The sequence below is a fragment of the Paenibacillus intestini genome, assembly GCF_030803945.1.
GTDB classification, from domain to species: domain Bacteria; phylum Bacillota; class Bacilli; order Paenibacillales; family Paenibacillaceae; genus Paenibacillus; species Paenibacillus polysaccharolyticus.
On sequence record NZ_JAURUN010000019.1, the window covers coordinates 36,675 to 52,146 of the forward strand.

Annotated in this window: 16 protein-coding genes; 3 read left to right on the top strand and 13 right to left on the bottom strand. The window is 48.0% G+C overall.

What is annotated here, in order from left to right; translation table 11 throughout:
• Window positions 1–137: 137 nt before the first annotated feature.
• The 8 genes from J2T16_RS27725 to J2T16_RS27760 all read right to left on the bottom strand — a co-directional run bounded on the left by J2T16_RS27725 (window position 138) and on the right by J2T16_RS27760 (window position 6,988).
• Window positions 138–362 (bottom strand): hypothetical protein, encoded by a 225-nt coding sequence (locus J2T16_RS27725; protein WP_090924575.1) that lies wholly within the window; start codon window positions 360–362, stop codon window positions 138–140.
• A 72-nt stretch (window positions 363–434) separates the two neighbouring features.
• Entirely contained in the window at window positions 435–1,187 is a 753-nt protein-coding gene (locus J2T16_RS27730; RefSeq protein WP_418792772.1) for a lipoate--protein ligase family protein, read from the bottom strand.
• Window positions 1,188–1,423: 236 nt separating this feature from the next.
• Window positions 1,424–2,017 (bottom strand): GTP cyclohydrolase I FolE, encoded by a 594-nt coding sequence (folE, locus tag J2T16_RS27735; protein WP_090924577.1) that lies wholly within the window; start codon window positions 2,015–2,017, stop codon window positions 1,424–1,426.
• 56 nt (window positions 2,018–2,073) lie between these two features.
• Window positions 2,074–2,337, bottom strand: coding sequence for a YneF family protein (locus J2T16_RS27740; protein ID WP_090924578.1), 264 nt, complete (start codon window positions 2,335–2,337; stop codon window positions 2,074–2,076).
• Window positions 2,338–2,514: 177 nt separating this feature from the next.
• Entirely contained in the window at window positions 2,515–3,540 is a 1,026-nt protein-coding gene (locus tag J2T16_RS27745; protein ID WP_090924579.1) for an HD-GYP domain-containing protein, read from the bottom strand.
• 21 nt (window positions 3,541–3,561) lie between these two features.
• Window positions 3,562–5,478 carry a tRNA epoxyqueuosine(34) reductase QueG gene (gene queG, locus J2T16_RS27750; protein WP_499020031.1) on the bottom strand — a complete coding sequence of 639 codons (1,917 nt, stop codon included), beginning with the start codon at window positions 5,476–5,478 and terminating at the stop codon, window positions 3,562–3,564.
• A gap of 184 nt (window positions 5,479–5,662) precedes the next feature.
• Window positions 5,663–6,247 carry a signal peptidase I gene (lepB, locus tag J2T16_RS27755; protein WP_336122752.1) on the bottom strand — a complete coding sequence of 195 codons (585 nt, stop codon included), beginning with the start codon at window positions 6,245–6,247 and terminating at the stop codon, window positions 5,663–5,665.
• A 315-nt stretch (window positions 6,248–6,562) separates the two neighbouring features.
• Window positions 6,563–6,988, bottom strand: coding sequence for a GNAT family N-acetyltransferase (locus J2T16_RS27760; RefSeq protein WP_090924581.1), 426 nt, complete (start codon window positions 6,986–6,988; stop codon window positions 6,563–6,565).
• 418 nt (window positions 6,989–7,406) lie between these two features.
• Between J2T16_RS27760 and J2T16_RS27765 the strand changes: the two genes are divergently transcribed.
• Window positions 7,407–8,018 (top strand): superoxide dismutase, encoded by a 612-nt coding sequence (locus J2T16_RS27765; protein ID WP_123066845.1) that lies wholly within the window; start codon window positions 7,407–7,409, stop codon window positions 8,016–8,018.
• A gap of 61 nt (window positions 8,019–8,079) precedes the next feature.
• On the opposite strand, the gene mutY is transcribed toward J2T16_RS27765, so the two are convergent.
• Window positions 8,080–9,351: an A/G-specific adenine glycosylase gene (gene mutY / locus J2T16_RS27770; RefSeq protein ID WP_221791452.1), complete on the bottom strand. Its 1,272-nt coding sequence runs from the start codon at window positions 9,349–9,351 to the stop codon at window positions 8,080–8,082.
• An 89-nt stretch (window positions 9,352–9,440) separates the two neighbouring features.
• The gene (gene acpS, locus J2T16_RS27775) at window positions 9,441–9,851 is read right to left on the bottom strand and encodes a holo-ACP synthase (protein ID WP_221791454.1); all 411 of its coding nucleotides are present in this window, start codon (window positions 9,849–9,851) and stop codon (window positions 9,441–9,443) included.
• A 105-nt stretch (window positions 9,852–9,956) separates the two neighbouring features.
• Between acpS and J2T16_RS27780 the strand changes: the two genes are divergently transcribed.
• Window positions 9,957–10,094 (top strand): hypothetical protein, encoded by a 138-nt coding sequence (locus J2T16_RS27780; RefSeq protein WP_221791456.1) that lies wholly within the window; start codon window positions 9,957–9,959, stop codon window positions 10,092–10,094.
• Between the two features lie 36 nt (window positions 10,095–10,130).
• Here the strand turns inward: J2T16_RS27780 and nadE are convergent, their stop codons facing one another.
• From nadE to J2T16_RS27795, 3 genes are all read right to left on the bottom strand, one after another.
• On the bottom strand, window positions 10,131–10,940 hold the full coding sequence (nadE, locus tag J2T16_RS27785) for an NAD(+) synthase (RefSeq protein ID WP_090924930.1): 810 nt from the start codon (window positions 10,938–10,940) through the stop codon (window positions 10,131–10,133).
• Between the two features lie 162 nt (window positions 10,941–11,102).
• Complete coding sequence (locus J2T16_RS27790) at window positions 11,103–11,537, bottom strand: BrxA/BrxB family bacilliredoxin (RefSeq protein ID WP_090924929.1); 435 nt, start codon at window positions 11,535–11,537, stop codon at window positions 11,103–11,105.
• Window positions 11,538–11,758: 221 nt separating this feature from the next.
• Entirely contained in the window at window positions 11,759–13,453 is a 1,695-nt protein-coding gene (locus J2T16_RS27795) for a two-component system sensor histidine kinase NtrB (protein ID WP_499020036.1), read from the bottom strand.
• Between the two features lie 194 nt (window positions 13,454–13,647).
• Between J2T16_RS27795 and J2T16_RS27800 the strand changes: the two genes are divergently transcribed.
• Entirely contained in the window at window positions 13,648–14,916 is a 1,269-nt protein-coding gene (locus tag J2T16_RS27800) for a BaiN/RdsA family NAD(P)/FAD-dependent oxidoreductase (protein WP_154985869.1), read from the top strand.
• Window positions 14,917–15,472 lie beyond the last annotated feature (556 nt).

Genomic DNA, 15,472 nt, shown 5'->3' on the forward strand with positions numbered 1-15,472 from the left:
AAAATACGACATATTTCACGATTTATCGATGTTATCTGACTCAAAAAATGAAATCCACGTAAAAAAAAGCGAATCTCTCATTAGAGATTCGCCTCAATATCGACTTCATATTACAATCCATACATAACATACCTATGTTAAGAAGCACAGCCCTCGCACGCTACATAGTTGTCGCCAACCTGTTTGCTGATGGCGATCAGATCGCCCAGTTTGATATCGGACTCTTCTGTGAACTCCAGATCGGCAATACGTGCCACAATCAGGGCAGCCGCCTCTTCTTTACTTGTTGCCATTTGGCTGAATTCTGATTTTTCACCTGTTGAAATGACTTCATACAGGTATGTATATCGCAATGTTTCCACTCTAAATCCTCTCCTTCCGAAATCACATCATACCATCTCTCTTCACCAATTCCAAGCCTATTGATAAAGAACTCAGTCGTAGCGCTGTTTCATCTGTTCTGCCGTCCGCAACACATCATCCGCATCAACAGAAAGCACCCGTTCTGTCGCTGCATGAGGATACCTGTTGCGCAATGTGCGTACCAGCGAAGCCGTATACGCAGCCGTGGAAGGCACCCCTGCCAGCTCCTGCAGACTTGCCATAGTTCCATGCTTTACCTCAGGATATCCTTCGGCTATCCCTCCTGAGGCCGCTTCATAGAATTTACGCACCTCCGCAGCAAGCCGATCCCCCTGCCCTTCCACAATGATAAATGCCGTGATGATGTACGCTTTGGCCTGACGCCGCTGAGCAATACCGCAAAATTTCAATCCACCCACGCTGACATCATAATCCCCAGGACAGAACGCCCCCTGCACTTCTCCTGTCTGCGCCTGAGTTGACCAAGGAGTTAACGACTCGGCAATGATCGAAGCCATCTCGCGAAAATCATCATGAATATTAATTGCGTGCCCTGGATTGGGCAAGATCAGCGACACGTTCACAACACCCGGATTCAACGGAACTGCGGCCCCACCAGAAGGCCGTACACATACGGCTGTCCCCTGACCTTTGATAACATCCATCGCTTCGACTGCCCGCGGCAGCCTTCGGTCGCGTAAGCCGGCCACAAAAGCATCTGGGTGTCGCCATATATGAGCAACAGGCAGATGGCCTGCTCCCACACGTCTGCACATCACTTCTTCCCATGCAAAAGCATCAAGTACACTGCTGCCAAGGCGCATAAGCGGTGTCTCCCAAATTTGCAAACGCAGCGATGAATGCTGCTCAGCGGATATTCTTTGTACAGTCAACTCGCTCTTCTCTGACTCAGGCAATTGGTTGAATTGGGAAGGTATATTCATCGTCCATAACCTCCGACTATCGAATTCATATGTAGTTTCAGTCCCTCCGACAAATACGAAAAAAAATGCCCTATATAAATAAGCCGGTTCCCCAAAGGAACTCGGCTTATTTATAATTACTCTTTGACCAGAGACAGAAACTCCGCACGCTGTGCAGGGTTATCACGGAAAGATCCACGTACAGCAGACGTTACCGTCTTACTTCCCGGTTTCTTCACGCCGCGGGAGCACATGCACAAGTGCTCACCTTCTACGACAACCATCACACCATGCGGTGCAACTGCTTCGGTCAAGATGTCCGCAATCTGCGATGTAATACGTTCCTGTACTTGAAGACGGCGTGTTACCGCTTCAACCAGGCGTGCCATTTTGCTTAGACCCACAATTTTCCCGCTTGGTATATAGCCAATATGGACTTTACCAAAGAACGGTGCCATATGGTGCTCGCACTGGCTGTAGTACACGATATCTTTCACGATGACCAGCTCTTCGTGATTCTCGTCAAAGGTGACACCCAGCACGTCACGGGGATCCACTTCATATCCACCAAAAATCTCTTCGTACATCCGGGTTACACGCGCAGGCGTTTCCAGAAGCCCTTCACGTGTGCTATCTTCTCCAATCAATTTGAGAATTTGTTCGACATGATACTCGATCTTCTCCCGATTGTCGGATACTTTGGAATTCAAATAATCTTTCACGCCAGCCACTGCCAAGCGCCTCCTTTCGAACCACATCCTGCAAGCGATTTAATCACCCACAGCTATTATTTTCGGCGGCCCGAGTTTTTACGCGCAGGATGTTGAGTCGGCTGAGGCATTTTTGCGCCTGGTTGCTGGTTCTTCATCATCTGCTGGGCACGCTGCATTTGCTTGCCATTCAGGTTATAGCCCATTTGCTTCGCCATTTTTTGTAACATGTCAGGGTCGCTTTGCATTTTCTCAAGCTGTTTACGCAGGTAGAACACCCCGATGAAAAATCCACCGACCAGACCCACAATCAATGTAATAATCGGTATTACAATATCCATCTCTTAGACACCTCTGTATGCAATATGCAATCTTAAAAAACGGATGATCTGTGCTTGTACACATCATGAATGATGAAGATTAATACCATGATGCAAACATAACACCGACCGGATTTCCTGAGAATTATCATAGCATTTCCACACGTCCTGAGCAAACGCATTTTCCAGTTATATCACTTACGTCAGTACTCCTTCAATAAAGATCGTGTTCTGTTTGGCCAAATCAATCTCAACAACATCCAGCGAATAACGCGTGTTGCCGTGAGCCACCCGAATAACCGGTCTTCCTGGCAGCCCGCGGTGCTGGCGGACAATGACGCCGGTCTCTTTCGTAGACAGCCGAACAGCAGTCCCGTTAGGATATACGGATACACTTTTATTAAACTCAATCAGAATATCGCGATCCAGCTTCGTTCCGGACATAGCCATCATTGCCTCACACGCTTCATGGGGAAGCATGTTGCTGCCTGACAGACCGTTAATGAGATTATCATAGATGTTAGCTGCACTTACAATTTTGGCAAAAAGATGGATGTCCTTCCCTCTGATTCCCCTTGGTGTACCACTGCCGTCCTCATGTTCATGATGTTGAAGTGCAGTGTGCGCAACGAGCAGACTGAACTCACGCTTGTTCTTGATCACTTCAAAGCCACGCCATGTGTGGTGCAGCTTTGAAGTAGGAACAGTACCAGGAGGCTCGCCTACTTTCCCAATATCATGTAAAAGGGCACCTACAGCCAGATCCTTGAGCTGATTGTAGTTAAGCCCCATATTCAGCCCAATAACCGAAGACAACAAACAAACATTCATCGCATGAACATATTGTGCATTGTCTTGGGTTCGGATATCGGTTAACTGCACCAGCAATTCTCGCCCGTTTAGCACATCATTCAATAATTTGTCTATGCTAAGCGCGACTTTCTTCGGACTCCAGTCTTTCCCGGACCGTACCGCTTCCAGCGTAACGCTCATCTCATTGATAATGGCCCTTTTCGTGGCTTCATCCAGAATATCTTCTGTATCCACATCTTTGTACGCTTCATCCTGGATGTACAGCGTGGTTACCCCGATACGCTTCAGCGTATTAACCATAAACACGGTGAGCTGGACTCCGGCAGACAACAACACTGTACCATTACTGGAATACACCGTCTTGCCTAAAATCTCCCCTGCCTCCACGCTTTCCACGTTTACATACTTCATGAACGTCCCCCGCTCTTACGATTACTGCTCCAATGTATGCAATTGCTCCTTGGTTTGCAGACCGCCTACGTAACCTACCAGAGTGCCATCTTTACCGCTCAATCGATGACAGGGAATAATAATCGGGATTGGGTTCTTGCTAATAGCATCCAAAACTGCACGTATAGCCTTGGGCCTGCCGATCTTTTCCGCAACCTCTTGGTGGGTTAAGGCTTCTCCATAAGATATATCGGACAGAACCTCCCAAACTTGTAGCTGGAATGCAGTACCATACTGCTTAAGCTGCAAGTCAAATGTCGTTCTTTCCCCAGCAAAATACTGCACTAGCTGCCCCGCAGCTTCGCTGAGCTTCTCTTCGTTTTTCTCATATCGGTATTCACCGACCCACGTACGGGCCCATTGTTGCAGATGAGCTTCCCGAACATGAAAAGCGCCAAAATCGATATGACACAGTCCCTCGTCCGTTGCACATAAGGTAAGTGTCCCGATCGGTGTCAGCACCTCATCATAGTACACAGGCTTGCCGTGAAGCCCGGTTACTGCAGATGGCTTCCATGCAGCGGCTTCAGATCTGCCAGAGGCGACGGACTGCTCAGGTTCAGCGTCACTTTCACTTTTAATAACGTTCACAGTCCGCTGTGTCTCCTCCCCGAACTCCGTATCTCTTGCTTGAGAAAAAGATGCTGCTTGTGTATATTGCACAGCTTCCACTGTATCTGCTTGTTGTTTCTTCACTTGCTCCGCCTGCGGTCGATCGGGTAAGGTCTCGGACGATAATAATCTCTCCTCGGCCTTCTGCAGCATACTTAGCACGTTCCCATCTTGTTCGATCGCGGCAGCTTCCCCAATAGCTCTCATGGCGTCTTCTCCTCCAATTCTGCTCAGCGCCCAGGCAGCGGTTCCCCGCAGTTCCGGACGCGGATCACGCTTCAGTACCTGCGTTAGTTTCGGTACAGCGCTTTTGTCTTTGAAATTGCCCAGTGCAATGACCGCATTGCGCTGGATCGGCTTTTTGCCCCGCCAAGCGGCAGAGCTTTGACCGAAACGTTCTTTGAATTCACGGTTACCGATATCCAGCAGCGGCAACAGCAAAGGCTTTACAACCTCCGGATCGGGATGAAACTCGGGATGATGATCCCAATTTTTGCCCCGATTTTTCGGACATACAATCTGACATGTATCACAACCGTACAGACGGTTGCCTATTTTCAACATAAACTCTTCATCCAGGAACCCTTTAGTCTGGGTCAGAAAAGAAATACAGCGCTGTGCATTCAATTGCCCAGGGCCAATCAGCGCACCTGTAGGACAGGCATCGATGCATTTCGTGCATTCCCCGCAATCCTCGGTCACGGGAGTATCTGGCGGGAATGGAATGTTCGTGACAAGCTCACCAAGGAATATCCATGAACCGAATTTGGGCGATATAATCGAGCAGTTCTTGGCACTGAACCCGATCCCGGCCCGTTGGGAGACGGCGCGATCCACGAGCGCACCTGTGTCCACCATACTTTCAATGATCGCTTCCGGTACGCGTTCACGGATAAAATTCACCAGCTTGTCCATCGCTGCGCGAAGCACCTGGTGATAATCCTGCCCCCAAGCCGAACGAGCAAAAATGCCGCGGTACGCGCCAGGCTCCGACTTCGGCGGATTGACCATTTTGGACGGATAAGCTACAGCTATGGCGATCAGGGAAGCTGGCTCGCTATCCGGGAGGGCGGGATGCACTCTTTTTTCAATATCTGGTTCTTCAAATCCTGACGCATATCCCTTATCCCGAGACTGCTCCAGCAATGACTTCAGAGAGATGAAGGGGTCCGCTGAAGCAAATCCAATATCATCTATACCCATTTCCGGGCCTGCCGCCTTGATCTCCTGCTTTAACGCTTCCCATACGGAGGCGGCCTGTGCTGCCCCGGTCCGTACGTTCGTCATTGTTCTTCCCTCTTTTCTATAAGGCACGTAATCTCGTTATCTTTAAACAATGAACGCCCGCCTCACTTAAGAGACCAGGCGCTGAACTATAACGATATAAGTCTTGCATACGATTAAATGTAAAGTCTACGTGCCTGTATGGTTAAACGCAAATTGCGCTTCGAAGTTGTTGTGGTCCAACATTTTACAGCTTTTTTATCTCGGAGAAAGGCCAAAAAATAAACTCGGCTTTACCGACGATCTCGCTGGAAGTTATACTCCCAAACACACGGCTGTCCTTGCTTTTACCTTCATGACGATTATCTCCCATGACGAAGAAATGATCCGATGCCAGGGTAAGCGGCCCAAAATCAGGGTCCTGTACCTCAATGTCGGTGTAACTCTCTGCCTGCTGAACACCATTTACATATAGATGATGGCCCTTCACCTGAACAGTATCTCCAGGAAGTCCAACGATTCGTTTTACCAGAAAATCTTTCTTGCCTGAACCTTCACTCGGGTCACGAAGAACGATCACATCCGACCGGGCCGGTTCACCGAAATGATAGACCATCTTGTTCACAAACAGACGATCAGACTCGACCAGCGTGGGTTGCATAGACTGTCCTTTGACCATCGACAGATTAAACACAAACAGGTTAAGTAGCATCATGATCACAAAAGCCAACACAATCGTCTTCACCCAATCCCACAATTCGGCTGGCCAGGACTTCCCTGCCTGCTTGGGGACAGGCTTCTGATTTTGCTCCTCAAACGTCGAATGCTCCATAGAAGGCATATTAGAATTCAAAGAGACACCTCATTTATCAGTTTGTAGATTTATCATATAACCTTGGTCGTACTCCTTTTCAGTCTACTCTATTTGGAAGAGCGAAACAATTGGAGATGCCCACCAGCATACAGACAATTACAATCTTTTATACACGCTTTGGAAAAAAGGAAACAGGATGCATATCAGCCGCTCCCTCCTCATACAAATAGAAAGGCATATCTCTCACGCCATGATGCGTGAACAGATATGCCTAATATGAAATGAAAATCTCTTTATTTCTTTGTCTAACTACACCGAATTTACCTACATCGATTAAGCCTTGGACAAAATACTAAGTTTCTGAAAAGCACTCAGAATCTTATTGGCCCCATATCCCATTGCTTCATACAAAGGCATGGCTGCTTTGTTGTGCTCATCACCAGCCACCCAAATCTGGCTGACTTTACGCTGCTGGAACCGCTGTTCCATAGCCTCGACAAGTGTTTTACCGACGCCACGGCGACGATAGTCTGGATGAACCGCAATACGGTAGATGCATCCCTGGTTTTGATCAATCGTACCAATCAAAGCGCCCACGAGGTCTCCCTCTTCTTCCGCAACCATGATCAGGTCAGAATCCCATGACAATTGACGGGCAAACGGGCCCATCGTGTTCTCATAACACTCTTCCGATAGTGCAACCTGGAGAAGCTCCGTCATCTGGCTTGCATCACTCAACTGAAAGGAACGAACGTGCATGTTTTAAATCTCCCTTTTCGTTAGCTTAGATGAGGTTTTACCAAAAAGGGAATCCCCTTTTACCAAAAACCCGATGTTCATATAATGACAAAAAACGAGAAAATACCGCTTCTTCGTCAATTAAACCATACTTTTCTCCATAAAACACGCATTTTCTTCTGAAAGCGCTTTATTGTAAACGTTTACATTGATTTCACTTTAATTTTAACGATTTTTTCCGTCTAAATCTCATAATTTTATTCATAATGGGTAAAATATGTTTGTTATCTCTGGCCTCGCTTTTGGTTAACGGTTCGGGGGACTTAATAAACAAAAATGTTGATTAATTATCCCGAATGCGGTTTAATAATAATGGCAAGGGTATTATTACATATGTACCTTAACAACAAATCACAAAAATCTCAGGAGGTATTTCACTATGGCTTTTCAATTACCAGCACTTCCTTACGCTAACGATGCACTGGAACCACATATCGATGCACAAACGATGGAAATCCACCACGATCGCCATCACAACACTTACGTAACTAACTTGAACGCAGCTCTGGAAAGCGCTCCTGAACTGCAAAACAAAAGCTTGGAAGATCTGATCGCTAACCTGGACAGCGTGCCAGAAAGCATCCGCACAGCGGTTCGTAACAACGGTGGCGGACATGCTAACCACAGCTTGTTCTGGGAAATCATTGGACCAAACGGCGGCGGCGCACCAACAGGTGACATCGCAGCAGCAATTGATAGCGAACTGGGCGGCTTTGACAAGTTCAAAGAAGACTTCGCTAAAGCAGCTACAACTCGTTTCGGTTCTGGCTGGGCATGGCTCGTTGTAGGCAAAGATGGCAAATTGTCCATCACTAGCACACCTAACCAAGACAGCCCGCTCTTCGAAGGTCTGACTCCAGTTCTGGGTCTGGACGTATGGGAGCACGCTTACTACCTGAAATATCAAAACAAACGTCCTGATTACATCGGTGCATTCTGGAACGTAATCAACTGGGATGAAGTAAACAAACGTTACGCAGCAGCGAAATAAGACGCTGTTCGAATAAAAGAGCCTGAATCGATCCTTGTGATCGATTCAGGCTCTTTTTTGTTTATTGCTCCGTTGCCTCATCGTAGGCTCCAGCAAAATAGTTGCGAAGAAGCTTCAGAAATACATTAGGGAACGCCAGCTTCTCCATATCCTCCGGGCCGATCCATTGATAAGTGAGGCCATCACCTTTGCCTGTCATTGCTTCCTGCGCCGCTTGAGCGGCGGTGGATGAAGATGATTCTGCAGCTGGTGCTGATTCTGCCATTGATGCCGCCTGTGCATGATAGGCGGCTCTGGCTTCCGCGGCGATCAGCGGAAGCTCACTGCTCTGGTCCTGCTCGGTGCACTTGTACACCTGCAGGCTCCAGACAATGTGGCTGAACACATGCTCCGCATGGGTAGCCAGCCCTTCCGGGCGGGCAGCGAAGCCTTCCGCCCACAGACTGCCGGCCAGCAAAGCCATGGCCGGCTCATCCGCCAGCGGCGCTGCCGCCTTACCCGCTGCGGCAGGCGCCGCCAGCACATGCGGCAGCTCCCACATCCGGGCCAGCAGGCCTGTCTCTGGGCGCTGGCGCACAAGCACACGGCCGCGATGAGCACCGCGGCCTTCCACCAGGGCAACCAGCCGCTGCTCAGGGCGTGGCGGCTTCGCTTTGGTCTTGACCGGCAACGTAAGCTCCCTTCCGGCAATTCTGCCGGAACATTGCTCCATCACCGGGCAAGTCAAGCAATGCGGCGCTTTGGGTGTACATACCAGCGCGCCAAGCTCCATCAGCGCCTGATTGAAGTCACGCGCTCGCCCTTCCGGAATGAGCTCTCCCGCGAGCTCTTCCATCAAAACCCGGGTGCTACCCTTCATAATATCCTCATCAATGAGGAAATATCGGGACAGCACCCGCATCACATTGCCGTCCACCGCTGGTTGTGGCTGGTTGAAGGCAATGCTGAGGATAGCGCCGGCTGTATACGGGCCGACTCCTTTTAATGCAAAGACGCTCTGCTTGTCCTGCGGCATCTCTCCGCCATGCAGCTCCATAACTTGCCTTGCTGCTGCCTGAAGGTTACGCGCTCTTGAATAATATCCGAGCCCTTCCCAATTTTTCAGCACCTCTTCCTCCGGTGCCTCGGCAAGAGCCTGGACGGTCGGGAAATTCCCGATAAATCGGTTAAAGTACGGAATCACCGTATCTACACGCGTCTGTTGCAGCATAATCTCCGAAACCCAAGTAAAATACGGATTGTTGTGGCGACGCCACGGCAAATCCCGACGATTAATCATGTACCAATCCAGCAGATTCACGCTGAAATGTCGTTTCTGTTCTTGTAAACCCATATGCCCTTCCTTTCCTGTACCCACGTTTCTCTCGATCTCAGCGCGAGGCAATTCCTCGCCTCATTTTAAATGACGCATCTATACGTATATCACTCAAGCGGTTCACCCGCGCCCTGCTCAATGATCGCAAATGCCGCGGCCAGCTCCGTCTGATGTGTAATGCTTAGATGGATCTGGTATCTCTGACCACACGGTAGCTGAAGCCGCTCCCAGGCCTGACTGGACAAAGTAGCGACTGGACGACCGGACGGATCTGGCAACACTTCGATATCATGAAAACTCATGACAGCGCCGATCCCACATCCGAATGCTTTGGATACCGCCTCTTTGGCCGCAAAACGCCCGGATACAAACTCCGCCATCCGTTTCCCGCGCCTAGCTGCAATTTCCTGTTCAGCCGGAGTTAAAATACGCTTCATAAATGCCTCTGCCTGGCGGCCAGACAGCAACCTGCGTAACCGTTCTATCTCTAATACATCGTTGCCAATGCCATATATCATAACGATTCACCCGCTTAATCTTTTAGGCTGTAAAAGATAATTCTTACTTCAACGAATCCGTTGCTTTCCGAACACGTATTCTATTGTAGCAGGAGGCGTGCATGGATGCGAGTACCTGTTATCCGTATTTCCACTTTTGCTAAAATTTTCTCCCTACGAAATGGCGGTAAGTTAGAACAACAAAAAGAGCCGCTGCTCAAGGCAGTGACTCTTTTTGTTAGCAACGACTCATTTGCAAAATAAAGTACGCTACTCGATTACACTTTTAAATCCGCAACCTTAGATACCAGGAATCGCATTACGTTTGTGATGTGTGCGTGTGTAAAAGGCCTCCAAACGCTCTTGCGCAGCCGGGTCAATCTGCTTGCCTTCAAGGTAATCACTGTTCGCCTCGTATGAGATGCCCAGCTCGTCCTCATCCGTTTGCCCTTCCCATAGTCCGGCCGAAGGTGCTTTGTCCAGAATGGATTGTGGCACTTTCAGGTAAGCGGCCAGCTGACGAACCTGACGTTTGTTGAGAGTGCTCAGTGGTGTGATATCCACGGCTCCGTCGCCCCATTTGGTGTAAAAGCCCGTAATCGCTTCGGATGCATGATCCGTACCTACGACCAGCAGGTTTTCTTCAAAAGAAAGCGCATATTGCATCACCATACGTGTTCTTGCTTTCACATTGCCCTTGCCTTGATGAGTCATATGTCGCGGACTGCCAAGAGATTTGAAGCCCTGCTCTACTTCCAGCGCGATTTCATTCACGGCATCCTCGATGTTTGTTTCCACAACATGCTTCAGATCGTATGCTTTGGCTACAGCATAACTATCCTGGATATCTGCTTGCTCTCCATAAGGCTGGAACACACCCAGCGTTTTGTACTCTTGATTGTTTTCCGCGGTAAGCTCGTCCGTAGCTTGTTTGCAAAGCGCTGTCGCCACAGCACTGTCAATACCGCCGCTAATGGCGATCAGCAATCCTTTGGTACCGGAATTTTTGACATACGTCTTCAGAAAATCCACACGCTTGCGTACTTCCTCAGCTTCATTAATACTCGGTTTAACCTTCAATTCAGCGATGATCTGTTGTTGCAAACTCATCGTTCATACACCCCGTTTCTACTATAATAGAATTTTGATGCTCGTTTGAAAGGTATGTTGGTGTCCAGCTAGAAAGGTTCGAATGGTTCAATAACCTGATCTGTCCAAAATGAAACGCCCCGGCATCGGGCATCCGAAGTGCGGGGCGTTCTATGAAGCGGATTAACGGCAGTAACGTTCAAACGCACTTGTCAGGTCAGCCGCGATTTCCTCTGCAGAACGATCTTCCACTTGGTGACGCTCGATAAAGTGAACGAGTTCTCCGTCTTTCAGCAAAGCGATGGACGGTGAGGATGGCGGGTATGGTGCAAAGAATTCACGCGCTTTCGCCGTAGCTTCCTTGTCTTGACCAGCAAATACGGTGTAGAGATGATCTGGTGTTAAATCGTTCTGAAGTGCTTGAGCAACCCCTGGACGACATTGACCTGCTGCACATCCGCATACAGAGTTAATTACGACCAGTGCTGTTCCTTTAGCATCAGGCAAGCTTGCTTCGACCTCTTCCGGTGTACGCAGCTCCTGGATTCCCAGACGAGTCAGCTCATCCCGCATTGGCTGAACCATATCTCTCATGTATTGATCAAATGACATCGACATTCAGTTTCACTCCTTATAATGGTTGTTCTATGATCTCGTTTGAAAAGTTAGAGGACAATAGCTATGCACCAACGAATGCGTCCATATCGAAAAAAATGGATACACGCTGTGCTATTCCTATTATACATCCCCGTGCAATGAAAGCAAGGTTCAGACAACACCTGCGGAACAGCTTTCTCTCACTTATTATGGCTATTGGTCTGGCAAAATATGCTGACGCTCTAACGTTGAAAGGCAACCTTAAACGTCGTTCCCTGCCCTTCTTCAGATTCAACGGTGATTGTGCCATTATGGCGTTCGACAATGCTCAGACACATGGATAATCCCAGTCCGGTTCCTTTTGCTTTGGTTGTATAGAATGGTTCAAATAGCTTTTCCTGCTTCACTGGCGGTATTCCCGGCCCTGTATCGTGTACACACAGTTCCACCCGGTCATCAACCATCCGCGTTTCTAAGGTAAGCACACCTTTTTCCGTCATGGCTTCCATTCCATTACGAGCAAGATTCAATACGACTTGTTTAATTTCTTTTGCATTCAGATGTAGCTTCGGCACATTATGGGCCAGCATCAGTTCGATGCTCTGACCTCGCAGATTGGCGTCTGCCCATAACAAAGGACTTAGCTCATGAATAATATCGTGTAATTGTGATTCTTCTTTTTCTGCTATACGGTTCTGAGCCAGGGACAGAAAATCATTGATAATGCTGTTGGCTCTGTCCAATTCCTCCATAACGATCCGATAATAATGATTCAGGGATTCAGGACTCTTTTCCTGCATTAACTGGAGGAACCCTCGCACCACAGCCATCGGGTTGCGCACCTCATGCGTGATGCTCGCCGCCATCTGTCCCACCAAGCTTAGACGATCCACATTATCAAGCTCACTACGCAACATCTCAAGCTCGGTAACATCCTGAATAGTAATCATAGCTCCCGAGACTTCCTTCGAGCCTTTTGCAGCATAAGCATAGATCGGCACCGTTCGGGAAAGAAATACATGCGATCCGTATCGCACGGTCAGCACACTTACTTCACCGTGAACAACCGCTTGCTGGATGCTGTGTTCCATCTTATCCGCCTGTTCTTGCTCGACAAATTGACTGGCATGTTGCCCAATCAAGTTATGCGCCGATGTACATGGAAGCTGTTCTTTTGCCGTTTGTTTCATCAGTTCGTTTACAAACACAACTTTGCCTTCGACATCTACCGTGGCTATAGAAAGAGGTACTGCATTCAAAATCTGGTGCAGTTTCTCCGTTTCACTTATGTAATGGTGATGTTCTTCGGATAGTTGCTGTTCCATTCCGCGATAACGTCCCATCCGATCCAGCCACAGCTGGCTCATGCCCCCGGCAGCCAGTGCGCCTACTGTATATCCAAGTGCTGACAAAATCAGATGAAGCTTGGAATATGTGGTGTCTGGATAGACATAAACCACCCATAACAGACTCGCAACAGCTAGTTCGGCGGTAATCAGCGCGATGACCGTATTCATTTTGCGTGAACACGTATTATGCTTGAATCGTTTGGCAGACAACCATACAATAGGATAGAGAAGTATTCCCGTATGAAGAAGAAATCCGTACAGATCATAGGGATGTGCTAATAGAAAATAGAAGAGAATATGTAGAATGGACAAGGCAGCGCCTATGTGGGCTTTACAATATAGAATCGCAAGAGTAACCGGGATGATACTCAGGGATATAGGAACGGTCTCGGAACCTACGGATAATGCAAAAATCAGACAGAGTAACATACTGATGACACTTGTTGCAGCAAAGCTGAAATTGACTTTACCTGCATGATCCATCCGCATGACCTGTTGTTTGGAGAGACCCAAATATAATAAGGGAATCAGGAATACTGCCGATCCGGCCAGCAGTACTTGTAAAAGAATGTCCTTTAACGCAACCACAATGTCATCTCCTCCTCTGCCTGTACATTCCCTCATTTAATTCTGATTAAAACATAGGCGACAGCTTATTACAATATATCGCTTAAGACTGCAAAATAGAACACCGAATCACCCTGTCTGATTTCAGAAAGAGGCAGTAACAGACATTGTCTATAAAAAACAGACAAAATCAATCAAAAAGAAGGTAATTATGTATGTATGACGTTATCGTAATAGGTGGCGGTTCCGCTGGTCTGATGGCTTGTGTGGCAGCTGCCGAGCACGGAGCATCTGTGCTTTTGCTGGACAAAGGGGATCAATTAGGCCGCAAACTGGGCATCTCCGGCGGAGGACGCTGCAATGTAACCAATGCCAAAGAAACGGATGAGCTTATTCGACATATTCCGGGTAATGGACGTTTTTTATATAGCTCGTTTCAAAATCTGGACAACCAGGGCATCATGCGTTTTTTTGAAAATCTCGGCATTGCCTTGAAAGAAGAAGACAACGGAAGAATGTTCCCTGTCACGGACAAAGCCAAGACGGTTGTTGATGCGCTTGTCGGGAAAATTGTTTCTCTTGGCGTCGAGATTCGTACGAAAGAACCTGTTAAAGAGCTTATTCATAACGGTCAGCAAGTGCAGGGTGTTAAGCTAGCTTCAGGCAAAATCATTCACGGCCGCTCCGTCATTATTGCAACAGGCGGCAAATCCGTGCCGCAAACCGGTTCCACAGGTGACGGATATCCTTGGGCTGAGGCGGCTGGTCATACTATCACAGAATTGTATCCAACGGAAGTGCCAATCGTATCTGGGGAGAGCTGGATTCAGTCCAAGGAATTACAGGGCTTGTCTCTTCGTGACATTGCCCTGTCCGTACTCGATGCCAAAGGCAAAACTGTCATTTCTCACCGTGGAGATATGCTCTTCACCCATTTTGGTGTATCCGGCCCGGTTGCCCTACGCTGCAGTCAGTTTATTCGCAAAGTTCAGATGAAATCAGGGAATACACAGGTCACCATGAGTATCGACCTCTTCCCTGACTTTACCCCTGCTGCGCTGGAAGCACAAGTGAAGCAAGGCCTAGAGCAGGAGTCACGCAAGGCTGTCAAAAATATTTTGAAAACATGGGTGCCTGAACGTCTGGTTCCGCTACTGATGAAACGTGCCGAGATCGGGGACGACCTGACATTTCACCATTTCCCTAAAGGTATGTTAAACCATCTGTGCGAACTGATGAAATCCTTCACCTTCCGCGTTGACGGCACAAGATCACTTAAAGAAGCCTTTGTTACCGGAGGTGGAGTTCACTTAAAGGAAATATACCCTAAAACAATGGAATCCAAGCTGCTGCCCGGACTATTCTTTTGCGGAGAAGTACTCGATATTCACGGTTATACCGGAGGTTATAACATTACCGCTGCATTCTCTACAGGGTATACTGCGGGCATGCATGCCGCGGAGTACAGACATGTTAATGCGTAGGTAAGCTGGTGGTTGGTTGGTGTTCAGTTGCAAAGATAATTGGATAGTATGTAAGCACCTCTTGGGTAAGCGGCCTATCTATTAGCTCTGGCTTTTGGGAGATGTGTTCATGTATGAATTGCGGGCATAGTATGGACTGAGGCCCACTTATTTAAATGAAATGTTGCGTTGACTGTACTCTACTGTACTGTGTTTGTGTTGTGTTTGTTCTTGTTTGTGTTGCATTGTACTGCATTGTGTTGGTGTGGCTGACCACCCTCGTCATGAAGCAGTGCACTGCGTGCTGGGCAGGCATAAGGTTTGAATGCTAACGATCACCACGAACCTTATTCCGTGAAAATTGACTCTTTTTAAAATCTAACGATCACCAGGAACGCTATTTGCCACAAAACAGGCTTTTCCAGCTTGAAATGAGCTATTTCTACTAAAATAACGTCTCTGGAGATCGTTAGCTTTTCAAACGGTTCAACCCCTTAATATTGGACACTAGCTAGCTTTTTCTCAGATTGACGCATCATAACGCAATGGATTTGGGTTCTATGGTTCCTTCGTTGAC

Bases quoted from the DNA above. Each gene is read 5' to 3' on its own strand.
- J2T16_RS27730 (WP_418792772.1), bottom strand. From the start codon at position 1,187: ATGCGCCTTGGCAGCAGTGTACTTGATGCTTTTGCATGGGAAGAAGTG.
- J2T16_RS27740 (WP_090924578.1), bottom strand. From the start codon at position 2,337: ATGGATATTGTAATACCGATTATTACATTGATTGTGGGTCTGGTCGGT.
- J2T16_RS27745 (WP_090924579.1), bottom strand. From the start codon at position 3,540: ATGAAGTATGTAAACGTGGAAAGCGTGGAGGCAGGGGAGATTTTAGGC.
- queG (WP_499020031.1), bottom strand. From the start codon at position 5,478: ATGACGAACGTACGGACCGGGGCAGCACAGGCCGCCTCCGTATGGGAA.
- lepB (WP_336122752.1), bottom strand. From the start codon at position 6,247: ATGGAGCATTCGACGTTTGAGGAGCAAAATCAGAAGCCTGTCCCCAAG.
- J2T16_RS27760 (WP_090924581.1), bottom strand. From the start codon at position 6,988: ATGCACGTTCGTTCCTTTCAGTTGAGTGATGCAAGCCAGATGACGGAG.
- J2T16_RS27765 (WP_123066845.1), top strand. From the start codon at position 7,407: ATGGCTTTTCAATTACCAGCACTTCCTTACGCTAACGATGCACTGGAA.
- mutY (WP_221791452.1), bottom strand. From the start codon at position 9,351: ATGGGTTTACAAGAACAGAAACGACATTTCAGCGTGAATCTGCTGGAT.
- acpS (WP_221791454.1), bottom strand. From the start codon at position 9,851: ATGATATATGGCATTGGCAACGATGTATTAGAGATAGAACGGTTACGC.
- J2T16_RS27780 (WP_221791456.1), top strand. From the start codon at position 9,957: ATGCGAGTACCTGTTATCCGTATTTCCACTTTTGCTAAAATTTTCTCC.
- nadE (WP_090924930.1), bottom strand. From the start codon at position 10,940: ATGAGTTTGCAACAACAGATCATCGCTGAATTGAAGGTTAAACCGAGT.
- J2T16_RS27790 (WP_090924929.1), bottom strand. From the start codon at position 11,537: ATGTCGATGTCATTTGATCAATACATGAGAGATATGGTTCAGCCAATG.
- J2T16_RS27800 (WP_154985869.1), top strand. From the start codon at position 13,648: ATGTATGACGTTATCGTAATAGGTGGCGGTTCCGCTGGTCTGATGGCT.